The sequence below is a fragment of the Pseudomonas sp. TCU-HL1 genome (genome assembly GCF_001708505.1).
GTDB lineage: Bacteria > Pseudomonadota > Gammaproteobacteria > Pseudomonadales > Pseudomonadaceae > Metapseudomonas.
The window spans coordinates 5,535,605-5,550,695 of the sequence record NZ_CP015992.1 but is presented as its reverse complement, the minus strand read 5'-3'; the positions used below and the strand labels follow the sequence as shown (position 1 = coordinate 5,550,695).

At 66.3% G+C, this 15,091-nt stretch carries 12 protein-coding genes; 8 read left to right on the top strand and 4 right to left on the bottom strand.

The features are described from left to right. Nucleotides 1-68 precede the first annotated feature (68 nt). A complete protein-coding gene (locus THL1_RS31495) occupies nt 69-1,112 on the bottom strand; it encodes a methyl-accepting chemotaxis protein (protein WP_414703767.1) in 1,044 nt (347 codons plus the stop codon). A 1,044-nt stretch (nt 1,113-2,156) separates the two neighbouring features. Then, nucleotides 2,157-3,764, bottom strand: a complete 1,608-nt coding sequence (locus THL1_RS25445; RefSeq protein ID WP_069085835.1) for a response regulator — start codon at nt 3,762-3,764, stop codon at nt 2,157-2,159. Nucleotides 3,765-4,066: 302 nt separating this feature from the next. Between THL1_RS25445 and THL1_RS25440 the strand changes: the two genes are divergently transcribed. The 4 genes from THL1_RS25440 to speA all read left to right on the top strand — a co-directional run bounded on the left by THL1_RS25440 (nt 4,067) and on the right by speA (nt 8,362). Next, the gene (locus THL1_RS25440; RefSeq protein ID WP_069085834.1) at nt 4,067-5,137 is read left to right on the top strand and encodes a DUF2333 family protein; all 1,071 of its coding nucleotides are present in this window, start codon (nt 4,067-4,069) and stop codon (nt 5,135-5,137) included. Continuing rightward, the gene (locus tag THL1_RS25435; protein ID WP_069085833.1) at nt 5,137-5,661 is read left to right on the top strand and encodes an NUDIX hydrolase; all 525 of its coding nucleotides are present in this window, start codon (nt 5,137-5,139) and stop codon (nt 5,659-5,661) included. The genes THL1_RS25440 and THL1_RS25435 overlap by 1 nt, the downstream gene beginning before the upstream one ends. Before the next feature lie 286 nt (nt 5,662-5,947). Beyond that, nucleotides 5,948-6,319, top strand: coding sequence for a translation initiation factor Sui1 (locus tag THL1_RS25430; protein ID WP_069085832.1), 372 nt, complete (start codon nt 5,948-5,950; stop codon nt 6,317-6,319). Nucleotides 6,320-6,448: 129 nt separating this feature from the next. After that, a complete protein-coding gene (gene speA, locus THL1_RS25425) occupies nt 6,449-8,362 on the top strand; it encodes an arginine decarboxylase (RefSeq protein WP_069085831.1) in 1,914 nt (637 codons plus the stop codon). A 176-nt stretch (nt 8,363-8,538) separates the two neighbouring features. Here the strand turns inward: speA and THL1_RS25420 are convergent, their stop codons facing one another. Both THL1_RS25420 and THL1_RS25415 read right to left on the bottom strand, forming a co-directional pair. After that, nucleotides 8,539-8,997, bottom strand: a complete 459-nt coding sequence (locus tag THL1_RS25420) for a DUF2214 family protein (RefSeq protein ID WP_069085830.1) — start codon at nt 8,995-8,997, stop codon at nt 8,539-8,541. A 59-nt stretch (nt 8,998-9,056) separates the two neighbouring features. Next, on the bottom strand, nt 9,057-10,421 hold the full coding sequence (locus THL1_RS25415; RefSeq protein ID WP_069085829.1) for an MATE family efflux transporter: 1,365 nt from the start codon (nt 10,419-10,421) through the stop codon (nt 9,057-9,059). A gap of 375 nt (nt 10,422-10,796) precedes the next feature. On the opposite strand from THL1_RS25415, the gene THL1_RS25410 reads away from it, so the two are divergent. The 4 genes from THL1_RS25410 to THL1_RS25395 all read left to right on the top strand — a co-directional run bounded on the left by THL1_RS25410 (nt 10,797) and on the right by THL1_RS25395 (nt 15,075). Beyond that, the gene (locus THL1_RS25410) at nt 10,797-11,003 is read left to right on the top strand and encodes a hypothetical protein (RefSeq protein ID WP_069085828.1); all 207 of its coding nucleotides are present in this window, start codon (nt 10,797-10,799) and stop codon (nt 11,001-11,003) included. Between the two features lie 230 nt (nt 11,004-11,233). Beyond that, nucleotides 11,234-13,945 (top strand): magnesium-translocating P-type ATPase, encoded by a 2,712-nt coding sequence (gene mgtA, locus THL1_RS25405; protein WP_069085827.1) that lies wholly within the window; start codon nt 11,234-11,236, stop codon nt 13,943-13,945. A 70-nt stretch (nt 13,946-14,015) separates the two neighbouring features. Beyond that, nucleotides 14,016-14,810, top strand: a complete 795-nt coding sequence (locus tag THL1_RS25400; RefSeq protein ID WP_069085826.1) for a hypothetical protein — start codon at nt 14,016-14,018, stop codon at nt 14,808-14,810. A 55-nt stretch (nt 14,811-14,865) separates the two neighbouring features. Continuing rightward, nucleotides 14,866-15,075, top strand: a complete 210-nt coding sequence (locus THL1_RS25395; protein ID WP_069085825.1) for a hypothetical protein — start codon at nt 14,866-14,868, stop codon at nt 15,073-15,075. Nucleotides 15,076-15,091 lie beyond the last annotated feature (16 nt).

Genomic DNA, 15,091 nt, shown 5'->3' with positions numbered 1-15,091 from the left:
GAATGCCGCCCGGCACCTTGCGGATGAGTCTGGCCGGTGGTCGAGCGCGACAATAGGTCGCGTGCGGCTCACACCCTGAAGGCCTGCACCGCCGTGTGCAGCTCGCCACCCAATTGCAGCAGGCGCTCGCCCTGGCTGCGGCTCTCGCCGATGCGGGCCAGGTTGTCGCCGCCCAGTTGGTGGATCTGTTCGCTGTGATCGCGGATATCGCTGACGGCGCCACTCTGCTGGGCCGTGGCGTCGGCGATGCGCTCGGCCATGTTGGCGATGGTGCGGATGGCGCTGACCACCTCCACCAGCGCGCCGTCGGCGGCGGCGGCTTGTTTGGCGCTGGCCTCGGCGTGTTCCACCTGGATACGCATGGCTTCCACCGACTGCCGCGCGGCCTGTTGCAGGCGGGCGATCAACTGCTGGATTTCCGTGGTGGCGCCGGTGGTGCGTTGGGACAGGGAGCGCACTTCCTCGGCAACCACGGCGAAGCCCCGGCCCATTTCCCCGGCGCGGGCGGCCTCGATGGCGGCGTTGAGGGCTAGCAGGTTGGTTTGCTCGGCAATGCCGCGGATCACCGTCAGAACCTTGTCGATGGTTTCGGTCTCTACGGCCAGGCGTTCCACGGCCTGTGCGTTGTTCTGCACCTCGCCAACCAGTTGGTGCAGGCCGGCCAGGCTCTGATCGATCACGCGCTGGCCCTGTTCCACGGCCAGTCCGGCATCGCGGCTGGCATCGGCGGCCAGGCTGGCGTCGCCGGCTACCTGCTGGATGGTGCTTTCCAGTTCGCCCAGCGCATCGCGGATTTGCGCGGTGCCACCGGCCTGGTCTTCGGCGCCGGCGTGCAGGCCGTTGTTCAGGTCGGCCAGGGCGCTGCTGCTGCCGGCCACCCGCTCGGCGTGCTGGCGGATGGTGCCTACCAGTTCCCCGAGGTAGTCGCGCAGGCGGTTGAGGGAGTCTTCGATGCGGCGCAGGTCGAGGGTGTTGGCGTTCAGGGCAATCGGCCGGCTGAAGTCGCCAGCGGCCCAGGCGCCCAGGGCGCTGACCAATCGCCCGAGCACCTGGGTCAGACGGCGCTGGATGCGGTCGATGCACAAGGCGATCAGCAGGATCAGGCCGATCATCAGGCCCAGTATCAGACGGACTTCGCCCTGGATTCGGCCGTGCTCAGCGCGTACCTGAGGTTCCAGGGCGGCGAGGGCGACTTGCAGGGCGTCCACCCGTTGCGCGGTGGCGGCGGCCAGTTCGGCGCGACGCTGGATCAATTCGCGGGTGCGTGCCAGCTCACCGGGATAGCGCTTGAGCAGGCTGGACAGCTCGCGCTTGAGGGCAATGCCCTGGTCCTCGGCCTGGCTGGTGTCGCCACTGTTTTCCAGGCCCATCATGGCGGCGAAGTCGTCGGCAGCCGAACTGCTGCTGTCGGCCACGCCGAGCAGGGGCAGTTGGTCGAGCTGGGCGCTGTCGCGGCTCAGGGCTTCCAGTTCACGTTCGACGTCAGCCGCCAGCTCGTCGCGGCCGCTGGCCACCAGCTTGGCGCGCGCCTGGCTGAGGCGGTTGAGGTGCTGCGCGGCGGCGAACAGCGGCGGGCGGTAGTCGCTGGCCGTTGGGCTGCTGGCAGACGTGGCGTAGTGGGCGAGCTGGTCCAGCGCGCCGGCGATTTCCCGCTCGGCCTGGATCAACAGGCCCTGGGGATCGCCCGCCAGCTTGCCGGCACCCAGCAATTCACTGCGGGTGAACTCGCGCAGTTCGTCGAAGCTGGGGCGCAGCTCATCGGTGAGGGCCTCGGGGAGCTGGCCGAGGCGTTGCTCCAGGCTGTCGATGCCCTGGCTGGCGGCGCTGTGGCGCAGAGCGTCGCCACTATTGAGGTAGTCCTGGACGTTGTCCGCCACTTCGGTGCGAAAACGCTGGGCCAGTTCCAGGTACTGCTCCATCAACTGATAGGGCCGCTCCAGTGCGTGTTGCGACCACCAGAGCGTGGCCCCCAGCGCCAGGCACACGGTGACCAGCAACAGGGTGATGAGATTGGTGAGCAGTTTCAGGCGCATCGGGTCCTCGCAGACTACAGATAGCCGGCACTCGATCGCGCGTGCGCCCGAGAACCGGCTCTGGGAGATGGCCAGATGATATTGCTGTTCGGTGACAGTCCCGTGACGGCGGGCTTCGGTCGGTCAGCGCTCTACCCGGTTGCGACCGCCGTGCTTGGCGCGATAGAGCGCTTCGTCGGCCTGCTTGGACAGCTGGTTGATGTCCGGGTCGTCCTGCAATTGGGCGATGCCGCAGCTGAAGGTGCAGGACAGGTCGTGGGGTTGCGCCGGGTAGCGGATTTCGGCGAAGCGGCGACGAATTTCGTCCAGCACGCGGTGCGCGGCATCCAGGTCGGTATCGGGCAGCACCACGGCGAATTCCTCGCCGCCGTAACGGCCGATATGGTCGGTCTTGCGCAGGCGCTGCTTGAGGAAGAGGGCCAGGCTCTTGATCACCCGGTCGCCCATGGGGTGGCCGAACGTGTCGTTGACCTTCTTGAAGTGGTCGATGTCGAGCATGGCAAAGCACAGCGGCTTGCCTTCCCGGCGTGCGCGGGAGCTGGCGTCTTCCAGCAACTGCAGCGTGTGGGTGTGGTTGAACAGGCCGGTGAGGCTGTCGCGCACCATGCGCGCCTTCAGGCTGCGCGCGCGCTTGGCGCGGGTGCGCACGGTGGCGATCAGGTGGCGCGGCTTGATCGGCTTGGTGAGGAAGTCGTCGCCGCCTTCGCTCATCGCGTCCAGTTGCTTGTTGAGGTCGTCCTCGGCCGACAGGTAGATGATCGGCACGCTGACATAGCGCTCGTGCTGGCGGATCACCTTGGCAAGTTCGGTGCCCAGGCATTCGGGCATGTACATGTCGAGGATGATCAGGTCCGGCTGGAATTCGGCCAGGGCCAGCAGGGCCTGCACCGGTTCGGTGATGGCACGTGTGACGATGCCGGCGGAGTTGAGGGTCAGCTCGGTGTGCGTGGCCTGGGCGCGGGAGTCGTCCACCACCAGCACCTTGAAGGGGTCGTAGTGAGCGGTGCGGGTCAGGGTTTCCAGCTTCTCCAACAGGCTGGAGGCATCCAGGGCGCCGGTGAAGAACTCCTGGCCCCCGGCGCGCACAGCGGCCAGCCGGGTCGGGGCATTGGCTTCTTCATGGCTGAAGAAAATGATTGGCAGCTTCTGTTCCAGGCCCTGCTGGGCTTCGCGCGCCAACTCCAGGCCCCGGCCCGGGCCGGAGAAGCCCACTTCCAGGATGATCGCCGATGGGTGCCGCTCGGCCATGGCCGAGCGAAAGGCGTTGGCGCTTTCACAACGTTGGGCGTTGAGGCCGAAGAATTCCAGTTGCTGGGCCAGGCGCTCGGCGCGGTCCGGGCCCTCCAGTGCCAGGTACACCGGTTTGCGCAGGGGCGGCAGGAAGGTCTGCTCGAACTGGTCGCCCTGGCGCAGCCCAGTGCTCGACAGGCGCTGCATCAACAGGCTGAGTTCGGTGATCAGGTCGCTGGACAGCCGCCCACGGTTTTCCTCCACGCCGCGCAGGCAATTGCCGATGGCCGCCGCCAGGCGGGTGTGCTCGGGCTGTTCGAAGCGTTCCGCGTAGCGCTGCAGGTTGAGGCTGGCCTCGCCCAGCTCGGCCATGCAGGCCGCGCTCCACTCGCTGCGCTGCAAGCGCTGCCAGATTTCCAGCACCTGCCGCGCCTGGTTGATCACCCGTTGGGCGAAGTGGTTTTTGAGTCGGTCGCGGCTGGGGTCTTCGTGCTCGGTCATGGCCCGGCTTCTTGTGAGGACTGTCGGCTGGCGTCTGGGGACGACCTGTATGATGGCGCCATGCTATCACCTTGACGAAGGTACGCCAGTGCCATCTGTCCCGGATTCGTGCGATACGTCCGGTAAATATCGTCAACAGGTGGACAAGGTCACGAAAACGCTTGCGCGGACCGGCGGATGGTTTGGCGCGCGGCCACTGCGCCGCGCCTGCGCTTCCCTTATAGTGCATAACCTGGTCACAACCGCCTTGGCGGATCGTGGTCGAATCATCACGTGTTGATCGAAATCTGAAGGACACTGCCATGCTGGACTGGAAGAAGCGTATGGGCGACGCACGCGAGCGCGTCGATGACTCGGTTGACGATGTGCGCAGCTACTTCGGTGGCATGTGGCTGAGCCGCGCCCTCGGCAGCCTGCTGCTGATCTACCTGCTGGCCTGCGTCGTGGTGGGCTGGTACTGGAGCCGCGAACCCGACCTCTTCCCGGTGCAGCAGAACGCCCAGGCCGCCGCTGAGCGTGCAGGTCGCCAGATGGTCAGCGGCTACACCACCGTGGAAACCCTCAAGACGGTGAGTCAGACCCTGCTCGACAAGAGCGGCGGCTATCTGTCCAACGACCTGGCCCCGCCCGGCTTGTGGCTGGACAACATGCCCAGCTGGGAATACGGCGTACTGGTCCAGGTGCGCGACCTGTCCCGCGCCCTGCGCAAGGACTTCGCCCGCTCCCAGTCCCAGTCCACCGAGGACCCGGATCTGGCCAAGGCCGAGCCGCGCTTCAACTTCGATAACAAGAGTTGGGCGCTGCCGGCCTCCGAGTCCGAGTACCAGGAAGGCATTCGCTCCCTGGACCGCTACCTGGCCCGTCTGGCCGATCCCAAGCAGCCCAATGCGCAGTTCTATACCCGCGCCGACAACTTGAATAACTGGCTGGGCGACGTAGCCACCCGCCTCGGCTCGCTGTCCCAACGCCTGTCCGCGAGTGTCGGCCGGGTGCGCCTGAACACCGACATCAGCCCCGAAGCCGCAGCGGTCACCGGTCAGGTGCCGGCCGTGAGCGAGGAGATCGTCGAGACGCCCTGGCTGCAGATCGACAACGTCTTCTACGAAGCCCGTGGCCAGGCCTGGGCGCTGTCCCACATCTTGCGCGCCATCGAAGTCGACTTCGCCGACGTGCTGGCGAAGAAGAACGCCACCATCAGCGTGCGCCAGATCATTCGTGAGCTGGAGGCCGCTCAGGAACCCCTGTGGAGCCCCATGGTGCTCAATGGCAGCGGCTACGGTGTACTGGCCAACCATTCGCTGGTGATGGCCAACTACATCTCTCGCGCCAACGCTGCGGTGATCGACCTGCGCCAGCTGCTGGAGCAGGGTTGATGACCACCGACGAACGCGAGGCGGCCCATCGCGCCGCCTCCGACGCCGAACGGGTGGCCTGGGTCGACGAGCAGGATCGCCCCCTCGGCGGCCTGCCTCGCGCCGAGTTGCGCGAGCGCGGGCTGATCTCTCGTGGCACCTTCATCCTCCTGTTCAACTCCGCCGGCCAGCTCTGCGTGCATCGCCGCACTCTGAGCAAGGCGCTGTACCCGGGCTACTGGGACGTGGCCGCTGGCGGCATGGTGCAAGAAGGCGAGAACTATGCCGAATCCGCCGCCCGTGAGCTGGAAGAAGAGCTCGGGATCGGTGGGGTGCCGTTGCGCGAGCATGGCCGCTTCTATTTCGACGAGCCGGGCAATCACCTCTGGGGTGCGGTGTTCTCCGCCATCTCTGATGCGCCGCTGAAGCTGCAGCCGGAAGAAGTGATGGAAGCGCGCTTCATGAGCGTGGACGAGGCCCTGGCCCAGAGCCCCTGCTGCCCCGACTCCCTCAAGGCGCTCAAGCTGTACCTCGAAACCTTGTAGGTTGGGCTTCGCGTAGCTCAGCCCAACCTACGAAAGGCGCACCAAAGCCGCGCGCTGCGCGGGTTTGTGCAGAATCTCGGACCCTTTCGTGCGAGATGCTGCACGAGGTCGCCAATCTGTCGATCAATGGCGCATTTTCGTACTTAGCATTCGCCGCGAATGCTGCTAAATTTCGCCGCCTTTCAAGCCCGGCCACACACCGGGCTGCGCTGCCCCTGCCAGAGTGGGGCTTCGCGGTCGGCTCCCCGCCGACCAGTCGCTATCCTGACCCCTACGAGGAAAGCCGGTGGTCAAGAAAGCTTCGTCCTTTGCCGCACTTAGCGGCCTGGTGTACTCCACCGACAGCGGCCGGCATTGCCCGGATTGCCGCCAACCCATCGACGCCTGCATCTGCAAGCAAGCCGCCGTGCCTGCGGGCGATGGCATTGTCCGCGTGCGCCGTGAAACCAAGGGCCGTGGCGGCAAGACCGTCACCACCGTCAGCGGCGTGCTGCTGGCCGAAGAGGCCCTGAAGGAACTGGCCACTGCGCTCAAGCGTCGCTGCGGGACGGGTGGAGCCTTGAAGGACGGCGTGATCGAGATCCAGGGCGACCACGTGGACCTGTTGCTTGAAGAACTCGCCAAGCGCGGCTTCAAGGCCAAGAAATCCGGCGGCTGAGCCACGGCTTTCTAAACTGACCGTCATAGCAGCGGTCAACACTCCAACGTCACACGACCGAATTAACCTGCCCAAGCCTCCGGCACGATCCGGCGGCGTGGCCCTTTTCTATCCCATAGGGGGAAAACGATGTCTGCACGACGCACGCGCAAGGACGATGGCACCAGTTGGACCGTGGCCGACAGCCGCAGTGTCTATGGTATTCGCCACTGGGGGGCCGGCTATTTCGCAATCAACGAAGCGGGCCGCGTCGAAGTGCGTCCGCGTGGTGCCGGCAGCGCACCGGTCGACTTCTTCGACATCGTTGGCGACCTGCGCGAGGCGGGCCTGTCCCTGCCGCTGCTGGTGCGTTTCCCCGACATCCTGCAGGACCGCGTGCGCCAACTGACCGGCGCATTCGACGCCAACATCGAGCGCCTGGAATACCAGAGCCGCTACACCGCCCTGTACCCGATCAAGGTCAACCAGCAGGAGGCGGTAGTGGAAAACATCATCGCCACCCAGAACGTGTCCATCGGCCTGGAAGCCGGTTCCAAGCCCGAGCTGCTGGCCGTACTGGCGCTGGCGCCCAAGGGCGGCACCATCGTCTGCAACGGTTACAAGGACCGCGAGTTCATCCGCCTGGCGCTGATGGGCCAGAAGCTCGGCCACAACGTCTTCATCGTCATCGAGAAGGAAGCCGAGGTGGAGTACGTCATCGACGTCGCCGCCGAGCTCAAGGTCGCGCCCCAGGTCGGGCTGCGCGTGCGTCTGTCGTCCCTGGCCTCGTCCAAGTGGGCCGACACCGGCGGCGAGAAGTCCAAGTTCGGCCTCTCCGCCGCGCAGATCCTTTCCGTGGTCGAGCGTTTCCGCAAGGCCGGCCTGGACCAAGGCGTGCGCCTGCTGCACTTCCACATGGGCTCGCAGATCGCCAACCTGGCCGACTACCAGCACGGCTTCAAGGAAGCCATCCGCTACTACGCCGAGCTGCGCAGCCTCGGCCTGCCGGTCGATCACATCGACGTCGGCGGCGGCCTGGGCGTGGACTACGACGGCACTCACTCGCGTAACGCCAGCTCGATCAACTACGACATGGACGACTACGCCGGCGTGGTCGTGGGCATGCTCAAGGAGTTCTGCGACGCCCAGGGCCTGCCGCACCCGCACATCTTCTCCGAGAGCGGCCGCGCCATGACCGCGCACCACGCCGTGCTGGTAATGCAGGTGACCGACGTCGAGCGCCACAACGACGCCGTGCCGAAAATCGACAACGTCGCCGAACAGCCGGAGATCGTGCGCTGGCTGATGGACATGCTCGGCCCGACCGATGCCGAGATGGTTACCGAGACCTACTGGCGTGCGACCCACTACATGGGGGATGCCGCTACTCAATACGCCGAAGGCAAGCTGACCCTCGCCGAGAAGGCCCTGGCCGAGCAGACCTACTTCGCCATCTGCCGTCGCCTGCACAACCAACTCAAGGCGCGCCAGCGTTCCCACCGCCAGGTGCTCGACGAGCTGAATGACAAGCTCGCGGAGAAGTACATCTGCAACTTCTCGGTGTTCCAGAGCTTGCCGGACACCTGGGCCATCGGCCAGGTGCTGCCGATCATCCCGCTGCACCGCCTCGACGAAGAACCCCTGCGTCGTGCCGTGCTGCAGGACCTGACCTGCGACTCCGACGGCAAGATCAACCAGTACGTCGACGAGCAGAGCATCGAGACCAGCATGCCGGTGCACGAAGTGCGCGAAGGCGAGGACTACCTGCTGGGCGTGTTCCTGGTAGGCGCCTACCAGGAAATCCTCGGCGACATGCACAACCTGTTCGGCGACACCGACTCGGTGAACGTCTACCAGCATGACGACGGCAGCGTGTACCACGCCGGCATCGAAACCCACGACACCATCGAAGACATGTTGCGCTACGTGCACCTGTCTCCCGAGGAGCTGATGGCGCTCTACCGCGACAAGGTTTCCAGCGCCAAGCTGAGCCCGCGCGAGCGTACCCAATACGTCGACGCCCTGCGCCTGGGGCTCACCCGCTCCTCCTACCTGTCGTCCTGATTGGTAGAGCATGAAGAAGCCCGGCCCCCGCGCCGGGCTTTTTCATGGGCGCAAGGCGACCCCCAACAAGGCGGTAGGGTGCGCTGTGCGCACCGGCGATTGAGCATTGCGCCGGAGCTGGCCCGGAATCGGTGCGCGCAGCGCACCCTACGGGGAGCCAGGTGCCGCTATCAGCCTCAGCTGCCGATCACCCCATAACCGCGCGCCATCAGCACCGCGAACAGCGGCATCAGCAGCGCCAGCAGCAATTCCAGGCGGATCACCATGATCACTGCGCGGGCCTTGCCGGGGCTGACCGCCGGCACCCGGCCGGCCTTCAGGTCATTGCGCCAGTTGAGGAAGACAAAGGTGGGGAAGCTGGAGAGCAGGGCGATCAGCACGAACAGCCCCATCTTGGCGTGGAACATCGAGTTGTGCAGGTAGTAGTCCACGCCCTTGCCGTACCCGATCACCCGCGCCAGGCCTGTGGCCAGCACCGCGCCGGCCGCCAGGCCGTAGGCGATGTCGACGCGGACCAGACTGCGGGCGCGCTCCAGGTCCAGCGGCAGCTTGAACAGCCGGTGCTCCAGGGTGAGCAGGGCGAACAGCACGAAGATCGAGAGAAAATGCAGGTATGTGGCGACGGCTTGTCCCATGGGAGCTCCTTCAGGTCATCAGGTCGATCGTTGTGGTTATGGTCATGTTTGCAGCGCGATCAGTGCGGCCGGGTGACGAACCAGGCGTCCTGCCGGTTCAGGCGCAAGGCGAGCGTGCCAAGGCTGAGTCCGCGTACCGCCATGAAGGCGAGGAAGGCCAGCCAGAGCCCGTGATTGCCGAGAAACTGTAGCCCCCATCCCAGCGGCAGGCTAAGGGCGACCGCGACGAGCATGGCGTCGCGCATTTCGCGGGCACGGGTGGCGCCGATGAACAGGCCGTCCAGCAGGTAGCTCCAGACCGCGATCAGCGGCAGCAGCGCCAGGTAGGGCAGGTAGGTGTGGGCCACCTCGCGCACAGCGGCGATGTCGCTCTGCATATCGATGAACAGCCCGCCGCCAATGGCGAAGAACAGGGCGAAGGCCAGGCTCGCCAGCAGCGACCAGCCGCCGGCGACCAGCAGGGCGCGGCGCAGGCCCGCGCGGTCGCGGGCACCGATGGCGTGGCCGCACAGGGCCTCTACCGCGTGAGCCAGGCCATCCAGGGCATAGGCGGTGACCAGCAGGCCATTGAGCAGCAGCGCGTTGGCCGCCACGGTGGCGTCGCCCATCCGCGTGCCCTGCACCGTCAGCAGGAAAAACACCAGTTGCAACGCCAGGGAGCGGATGAAAATGTCGCGGTTCACTGCCAGTAAAGGCCGCCAGTTCCGCCACAGCTGCAGGGCTGGCCAGTCGATGCGGCCGGGGTGGCGGCGCAGGGCCCCGCGGGTGAGCGCCAGCCCGATCAGCGCACCGCTCCATTCGGCGATCACCGCCGCCCGCGCCGCGCCGGCCACCCCCCAGTCCAGTCCGAGCACGAACCACAGCGCCAGGGCGATGTTGGCCAGGTTGGTGCTCAGCAGGATGGCCAGCGGCGCGCGGGCGTTTTGCGTGCCGAGGAACCAGCCGACCAGGGCGTAGTTGGCCAGCGCCGCCGGCAGGCCGAGCAACCGCAGGTGAAAGAACTCGCGGGTCAGTGAGTCCAGCTCGGCCGAGGGGTCCATCAACCCCAGGGCCAGGTCACTGAACGGCACCGCCAGCAGCCCCAGCAGCAGGGCCAGCCCCAGTGCCAGGCCCAGCCCCTGCAGCAACACCTGGCGCAGCGCGCCGCCGTCCGCACGGCCGCCGTCCGCACGGCCGGCGGCCTGGGCGGCGAAGCCGGTGGTGCCCATGCGCAGGAAACCCAGTACGCCGAGCAGCAGCATGTACAAGGTGCTGCCCACCGCCACGGCGCCCAACTGGTGTGCGTGGGGCAGGTGGCCCACCACCGTGCTGTCCACCAGGGCGACCAGGGGCACGGAGATGTTCGAGAGGATCATGGGAGCGGCCAGCGCCCAGACCTTCTTGTGGGTCGGGGAATGCTGCCAGGCGTCGAGGAACAGGCTCATGCAGGGCTCCAGTCAGGCCGCGCAGTATAGCGGGGCGGACGCGTCCCTCTGTCGAGCGGTGATTCCGGGTAGGCAGGCTGCTTGCTCGTTGAACGAAACTTCTGATCTGCCGGGCAAGGCCGATTCAGCGGTTGACCTCCTCTGGCCCCAAGGCCTATAACTTGCGCGCCCCTTGCAGCGGGCACCCTTGTTTCCTGATCAAGCGAGCCATGGACAGTATTCCCAGTAGATGCCGACCGGCCCTCCACGCGATGGCCGGTGCGATGAACACAACCCAAGTACGACGGAGCCCGCAACGGGCCGGTCGGTTGAGCGGCTTCCTGGGCTGATCCCTGGCTTCTCACCTGTGACCGGCGTGCCGGGTACAGGTGATTCATGAACATCAATACCCCGATTTCCCCTGGCGTATCCGCCTTCGTGGCGCGCATGCGCGTTCGCGCCCTGCAACCGCTCGGCGCCCTTGCTTCCACCCCATCCGCAGACGCGACGCTTGCCTGGCGTGTCAGTCCGGCCAGTGGCCGCCTGGAAAGCCGTCGACTGATCGTCGCACACGCCGAAGAGCCCTTGGCGCGCAGCTGCTAGACGCGCGCCGGATTCCGATTCCCCAGCACAAGGAGCCTGTCATGGACGAGCCGCCAAGTCGGCCCGCTGCGTGCTGCCAATCCGACAGCGTGCAGTGGGCCTCATCCGGACAACCCGAGAATTCCTTCCACCGATCGCGAGCACCGCGACTCGGCACGCTGCTGCCCGTCACCTGACCGGTAGCTGATTCGTGTCGCCGTCGCTTAGCTCGCGATAGGAGACACGAAGTCATGAGCGTAGCGACCAAGCAAGACACCCGGCTCGACAGCGAGCGCCGCAGCGACAGGCTGTCCATGCGGGCAGCCCATGAGGCACAGAACAGCCTCGAGACCACCCTTTCCAACGTCCGTAGCCGCCAGGATGGCATCGACCAGGCCGAGGCTCTGGAGCGCCTGCGCCGCGACGGCCCCAACGAGGTCGCCCACGACCGCCCGCCCCACGCCCTGCTGCAACTGCTGCTGGCCTTCAACAACCCGTTCATCTATGTGCTGATGACGCTCACGGCGATCAGCTTCTTCACCGATTTCTGGCTGCCGTTCCAGGCCGGTGAAGAGACCGATCTCACTGGCGTGATCATCGTCCTCTGCATGGTTCTGGCCAGCGGCCTGATGCGCTTCTGGCAGGAACACCGCTCGGCCAGGGCCGCCGAGGCGCTGAAGGCCATGGTTCGGACCACCGCCAGTGTGCTGCGCCGCGGGGGATCGGGGATGCGCGCCGAAATGCGCGAGATCCCCATGGGCGAACTGGTGGTCGGCGACATCGTGCGCCTGTCCGCCGGCGACATGATTCCCGCCGATATTCGTCTGATCGAATCCCGCGACCTGTTCATCAGCCAGGCGGTGCTCACCGGCGAAGCCCTGCCGGTGGAGAAGTACGACACCCTCGGCGCCGTGCGGGAGAAGTCCGCCAGCCGCGTGGCCGCCGACTCGCACGACATCCTGGAGCTGCCGAACATCTGCTTCATGGGCACCAACGTGGTCAGTGGCACGGCCACCGCCGTGGTGGTGGCCACCGGCTCGCGCACCTACTTCGGCTCGCTGGCCCGTTCCATCGTCGGTTCCCGCGCGCAAACCGCCTTCGACCGTGGGGTGAACAGCGTCAGTTGGCTGCTGATCCGCTTCATGCTGGTGATGGTGCCTGTGGTGCTGCTGATCAACGGCTTCACCAAGGGCGACTGGGCCGAAGCCTTCATGTTCGCCCTGGCCGTCGCGGTGGGGCTGACCCCGGAAATGCTGCCGATGATCGTCAGCGCCAACCTGGCCAAGGGCGCGGTGGCGATGGCAAAGCGCAAGGTGGTGGTCAAACGTCTCAACGCCATCCAGAACTTCGGCGCCATGGACGTACTGTGCACCGACAAGACCGGCACCCTGACCCAGGACCGGATTATCCTCGAACGGCACCTGGACTGTGCGGGCGGTGCCAGCGAGCAGGTGCTGCAACTGGCCTGGCTGAACAGCTTCCACCAGAGCGGCATGAAGAACCTGATGGACCGCGCGGTGGTGCGCTTCGCCGAGCAGACTCCGCGCTTCAGCCCGCCCACTGCCTGGCGCAAGGTCGACGAGTTGCCCTTCGATTTCGTGCGCCGTCGCCTATCGGTGATATTCGAAGCCGACGCTGGCCATCACCTGATGATCTGCAAGGGGGCGGTCGAGGAAATGCTGGCGATCGCCGGCCGGGTGCGCGAAGGGGGCACGACCGTGCCGCTCGACGAGAAACGCCGCGAGCAACTGCTGGAACAGTCCGAGCGCTACAACCGCGACGGCTTCCGCGTGCTGCTGGTGGCCACCCGCGACCTGCAGCCCGCCGAGGTGCAGGCGCAATACAGCGCCAGCGACGAGCGCGCGCTGGTCATCGAAGGCTTCCTCACCTTCCTCGACCCGCCCAAGGAAACAGCGGGGCCGGCCATCGCCGCGCTGCGCAGCAATGGCGTGGCGGTGAAAGTGCTGACCGGCGACAACCCCATTGTCACCGCGCGGATCTGCCGCGAGGTGGGCCTGGAAGTGGGCGATCCCGTGCTCGGCCGCGATATCGACCACATGGACGACGGCGTGCTCGGCCGCCTGGTGGAAGAGCGCACGGTGTTCGCCAAGCTCACCCCGCTGCAGAAATCGCGGGTGCTCAAGGCGCTGCAGCGCAACGGCCATACCGTGGGTTTCCTCGGCGACGGCATCAACGATGCCCCGGCCCTGCGCGATGCCGACGTCGGCATCTCGGTGGACAGCGGCACCGACATTGCCAAGGAATCGGCCGACATCATCCTGCTGGAGAAGAGCCTGATAGTGCTGGAGGAGGGCGTCATCACGGGACGCGAGACCTTCGGCAACATCATGAAGTACCTGAACATGACCGCCAGCTCCAACTTCGGCAACGTGTTCTCGGTCCTCGTGGCCAGCGCCTTCATCCCCTTCCTGCCGATGCTGGCGATCCACCTGCTGCTGCAGAACCTGATGTACGACATCTCTCAGCTGTCGTTGCCCTGGGACAATATGGACAAGGAGTTCCTCGCCAAGCCGCGCAAGTGGGACGCGAAGAACATCGGCCGCTTCATGCTCTGGATCGGGCCCACCTCGTCGATCTTCGACATCACCACCTATGCGCTGATGTGGTTCGTGTTCGCCGCCAACAGCCCGGAAATGCAGTCGCTGTTCCAGTCCGGCTGGTTCATCGAGGGGCTGCTGTCGCAGACCCTGGTGGTGCACATGCTGCGGACCCAGAAAATCCCCTTCATCCAGAGCACCGCGGCCTTGCCGGTGATGCTGATGACCGGGCTGGTGATGGCGCTGGGCATCTACGTGCCGTTCTCGCCGCTGGGCGCGATGGTCGGCCTGCAGCCGCTGCCCTGGGAGTACTTCCCCTGGCTGGTGGGCACGCTGCTCTGCTACTGCGTCACCGCGCAGACCATGAAGACCCTCTACCTCCGCCGCTTCGGCCAGTGGTTCTGAGAAACGGGTACCGGGCACGGCGCCGTGCCCGGTGCCGCCGGAACCCTTCCTATCTAAATGGAGAATGACCATGTCATTGCATGATCGGCGCCCGCAGGCGCCAACCCGCGAGCCCCTGTTCAAATCGCTGCCACCCGCCCTGCACCGGGCGTTGCGCTGGCGCCTGCTGTTCCTCGCCGTCGCGCTCGGCAGCGTGCTGCTGCTGAGCCTGCTGTCCAGGGCCCATGCCTCGGGCGGTGCCTACCGGGTCGACGATGCGGCGATCAATTCTCCCGGCGAATGCAACCTCGACGCCTGGCACCAGCGCGACCGCCACCAGGGCAACCACTACCAGTCGGTGCTGTCGCCGGCCTGCACGTTCATCGGGTTGCCCGAGGTACAGGTACAGCTCGGCACGGCGCTGGCGCGGGAGGGCGAGGCGGGGGAGCGTCACACCCGGCTCAGCCCCGAGCTGAAGACCCTGCTGGCGTCCAGTGAGGAGCTCGGTCTGGCGCTGGCGCTGGCGTTGTCCGCCGATGTCTACCTAGACCGCCGCCACGGATTCGAGGGGGGCGGCATCAACCTGCCGCTGACCTACCAGCCCGCCGAGCCCCTGCGGCTGAACGCCGGCCTCGGTTACAGCCATGCCTATGCCGACGGCGACCGCAATAACCGTTGGAACTGGGGCATGGGCCTGGAGTACGGGGTGGGCGAACCCCTGACGCTGATCGCCGAGCGTTTCTGCGAGGCCGATGGCGAGCGCGGCTGGCAGGCCGGTCCCCGGCTGCACCTCGGTGAGCGACTGGACATCGACCTGGTGTTCGGCGGGCACCTGAACGGCGAGCGCCAGCGATGGCTGGGGTCGGGCGCGACGCTGCGTTTCTGAGCGGCCTTTGTCCGGCCCGCGTGGCGGGCCGGACCCTTTCAACGAGGAACGTGCCATGAATGTCCTGCGCAAATCGCTCGGCGCGCCCCGGCGCCTCCTTTACGGCCTGGCGGTACGACTGCTGGCGAAGGCCGCGCACCTGCTGATGGTGATCAGCGTGCGGGCCTACGCCCGGGGGCTGCTGAGCCAGGTCGAGGTGAGGTGTCTGCTGGAGTGCTCGAGTGCGCTCAACCGCGCCTCGCTAAAGCTGACCCTAGGCGAATGAGCCTGATCCACCCTCG

Bases quoted from the DNA above. Each gene is read 5' to 3' on its own strand.
- THL1_RS31495 (WP_414703767.1), bottom strand. From the start codon at position 1,112: ATGATCGGCCTGATCCTGCTGATCGCCTTGTGCATCGACCGCATCCAG.
- THL1_RS25445 (WP_069085835.1), bottom strand. From the start codon at position 3,764: ATGACCGAGCACGAAGACCCCAGCCGCGACCGACTCAAAAACCACTTC.
- THL1_RS25440 (WP_069085834.1), top strand. From the start codon at position 4,067: ATGCTGGACTGGAAGAAGCGTATGGGCGACGCACGCGAGCGCGTCGAT.
- THL1_RS25435 (WP_069085833.1), top strand. From the start codon at position 5,137: ATGACCACCGACGAACGCGAGGCGGCCCATCGCGCCGCCTCCGACGCC.
- speA (WP_069085831.1), top strand. From the start codon at position 6,449: ATGTCTGCACGACGCACGCGCAAGGACGATGGCACCAGTTGGACCGTG.
- THL1_RS25420 (WP_069085830.1), bottom strand. From the start codon at position 8,997: ATGGGACAAGCCGTCGCCACATACCTGCATTTTCTCTCGATCTTCGTG.
- THL1_RS25415 (WP_069085829.1), bottom strand. From the start codon at position 10,421: ATGAGCCTGTTCCTCGACGCCTGGCAGCATTCCCCGACCCACAAGAAG.
- THL1_RS25410 (WP_069085828.1), top strand. From the start codon at position 10,797: ATGAACATCAATACCCCGATTTCCCCTGGCGTATCCGCCTTCGTGGCG.
- mgtA (WP_069085827.1), top strand. From the start codon at position 11,234: ATGAGCGTAGCGACCAAGCAAGACACCCGGCTCGACAGCGAGCGCCGC.
- THL1_RS25400 (WP_069085826.1), top strand. From the start codon at position 14,016: ATGTCATTGCATGATCGGCGCCCGCAGGCGCCAACCCGCGAGCCCCTG.
- THL1_RS25395 (WP_069085825.1), top strand. From the start codon at position 14,866: ATGAATGTCCTGCGCAAATCGCTCGGCGCGCCCCGGCGCCTCCTTTAC.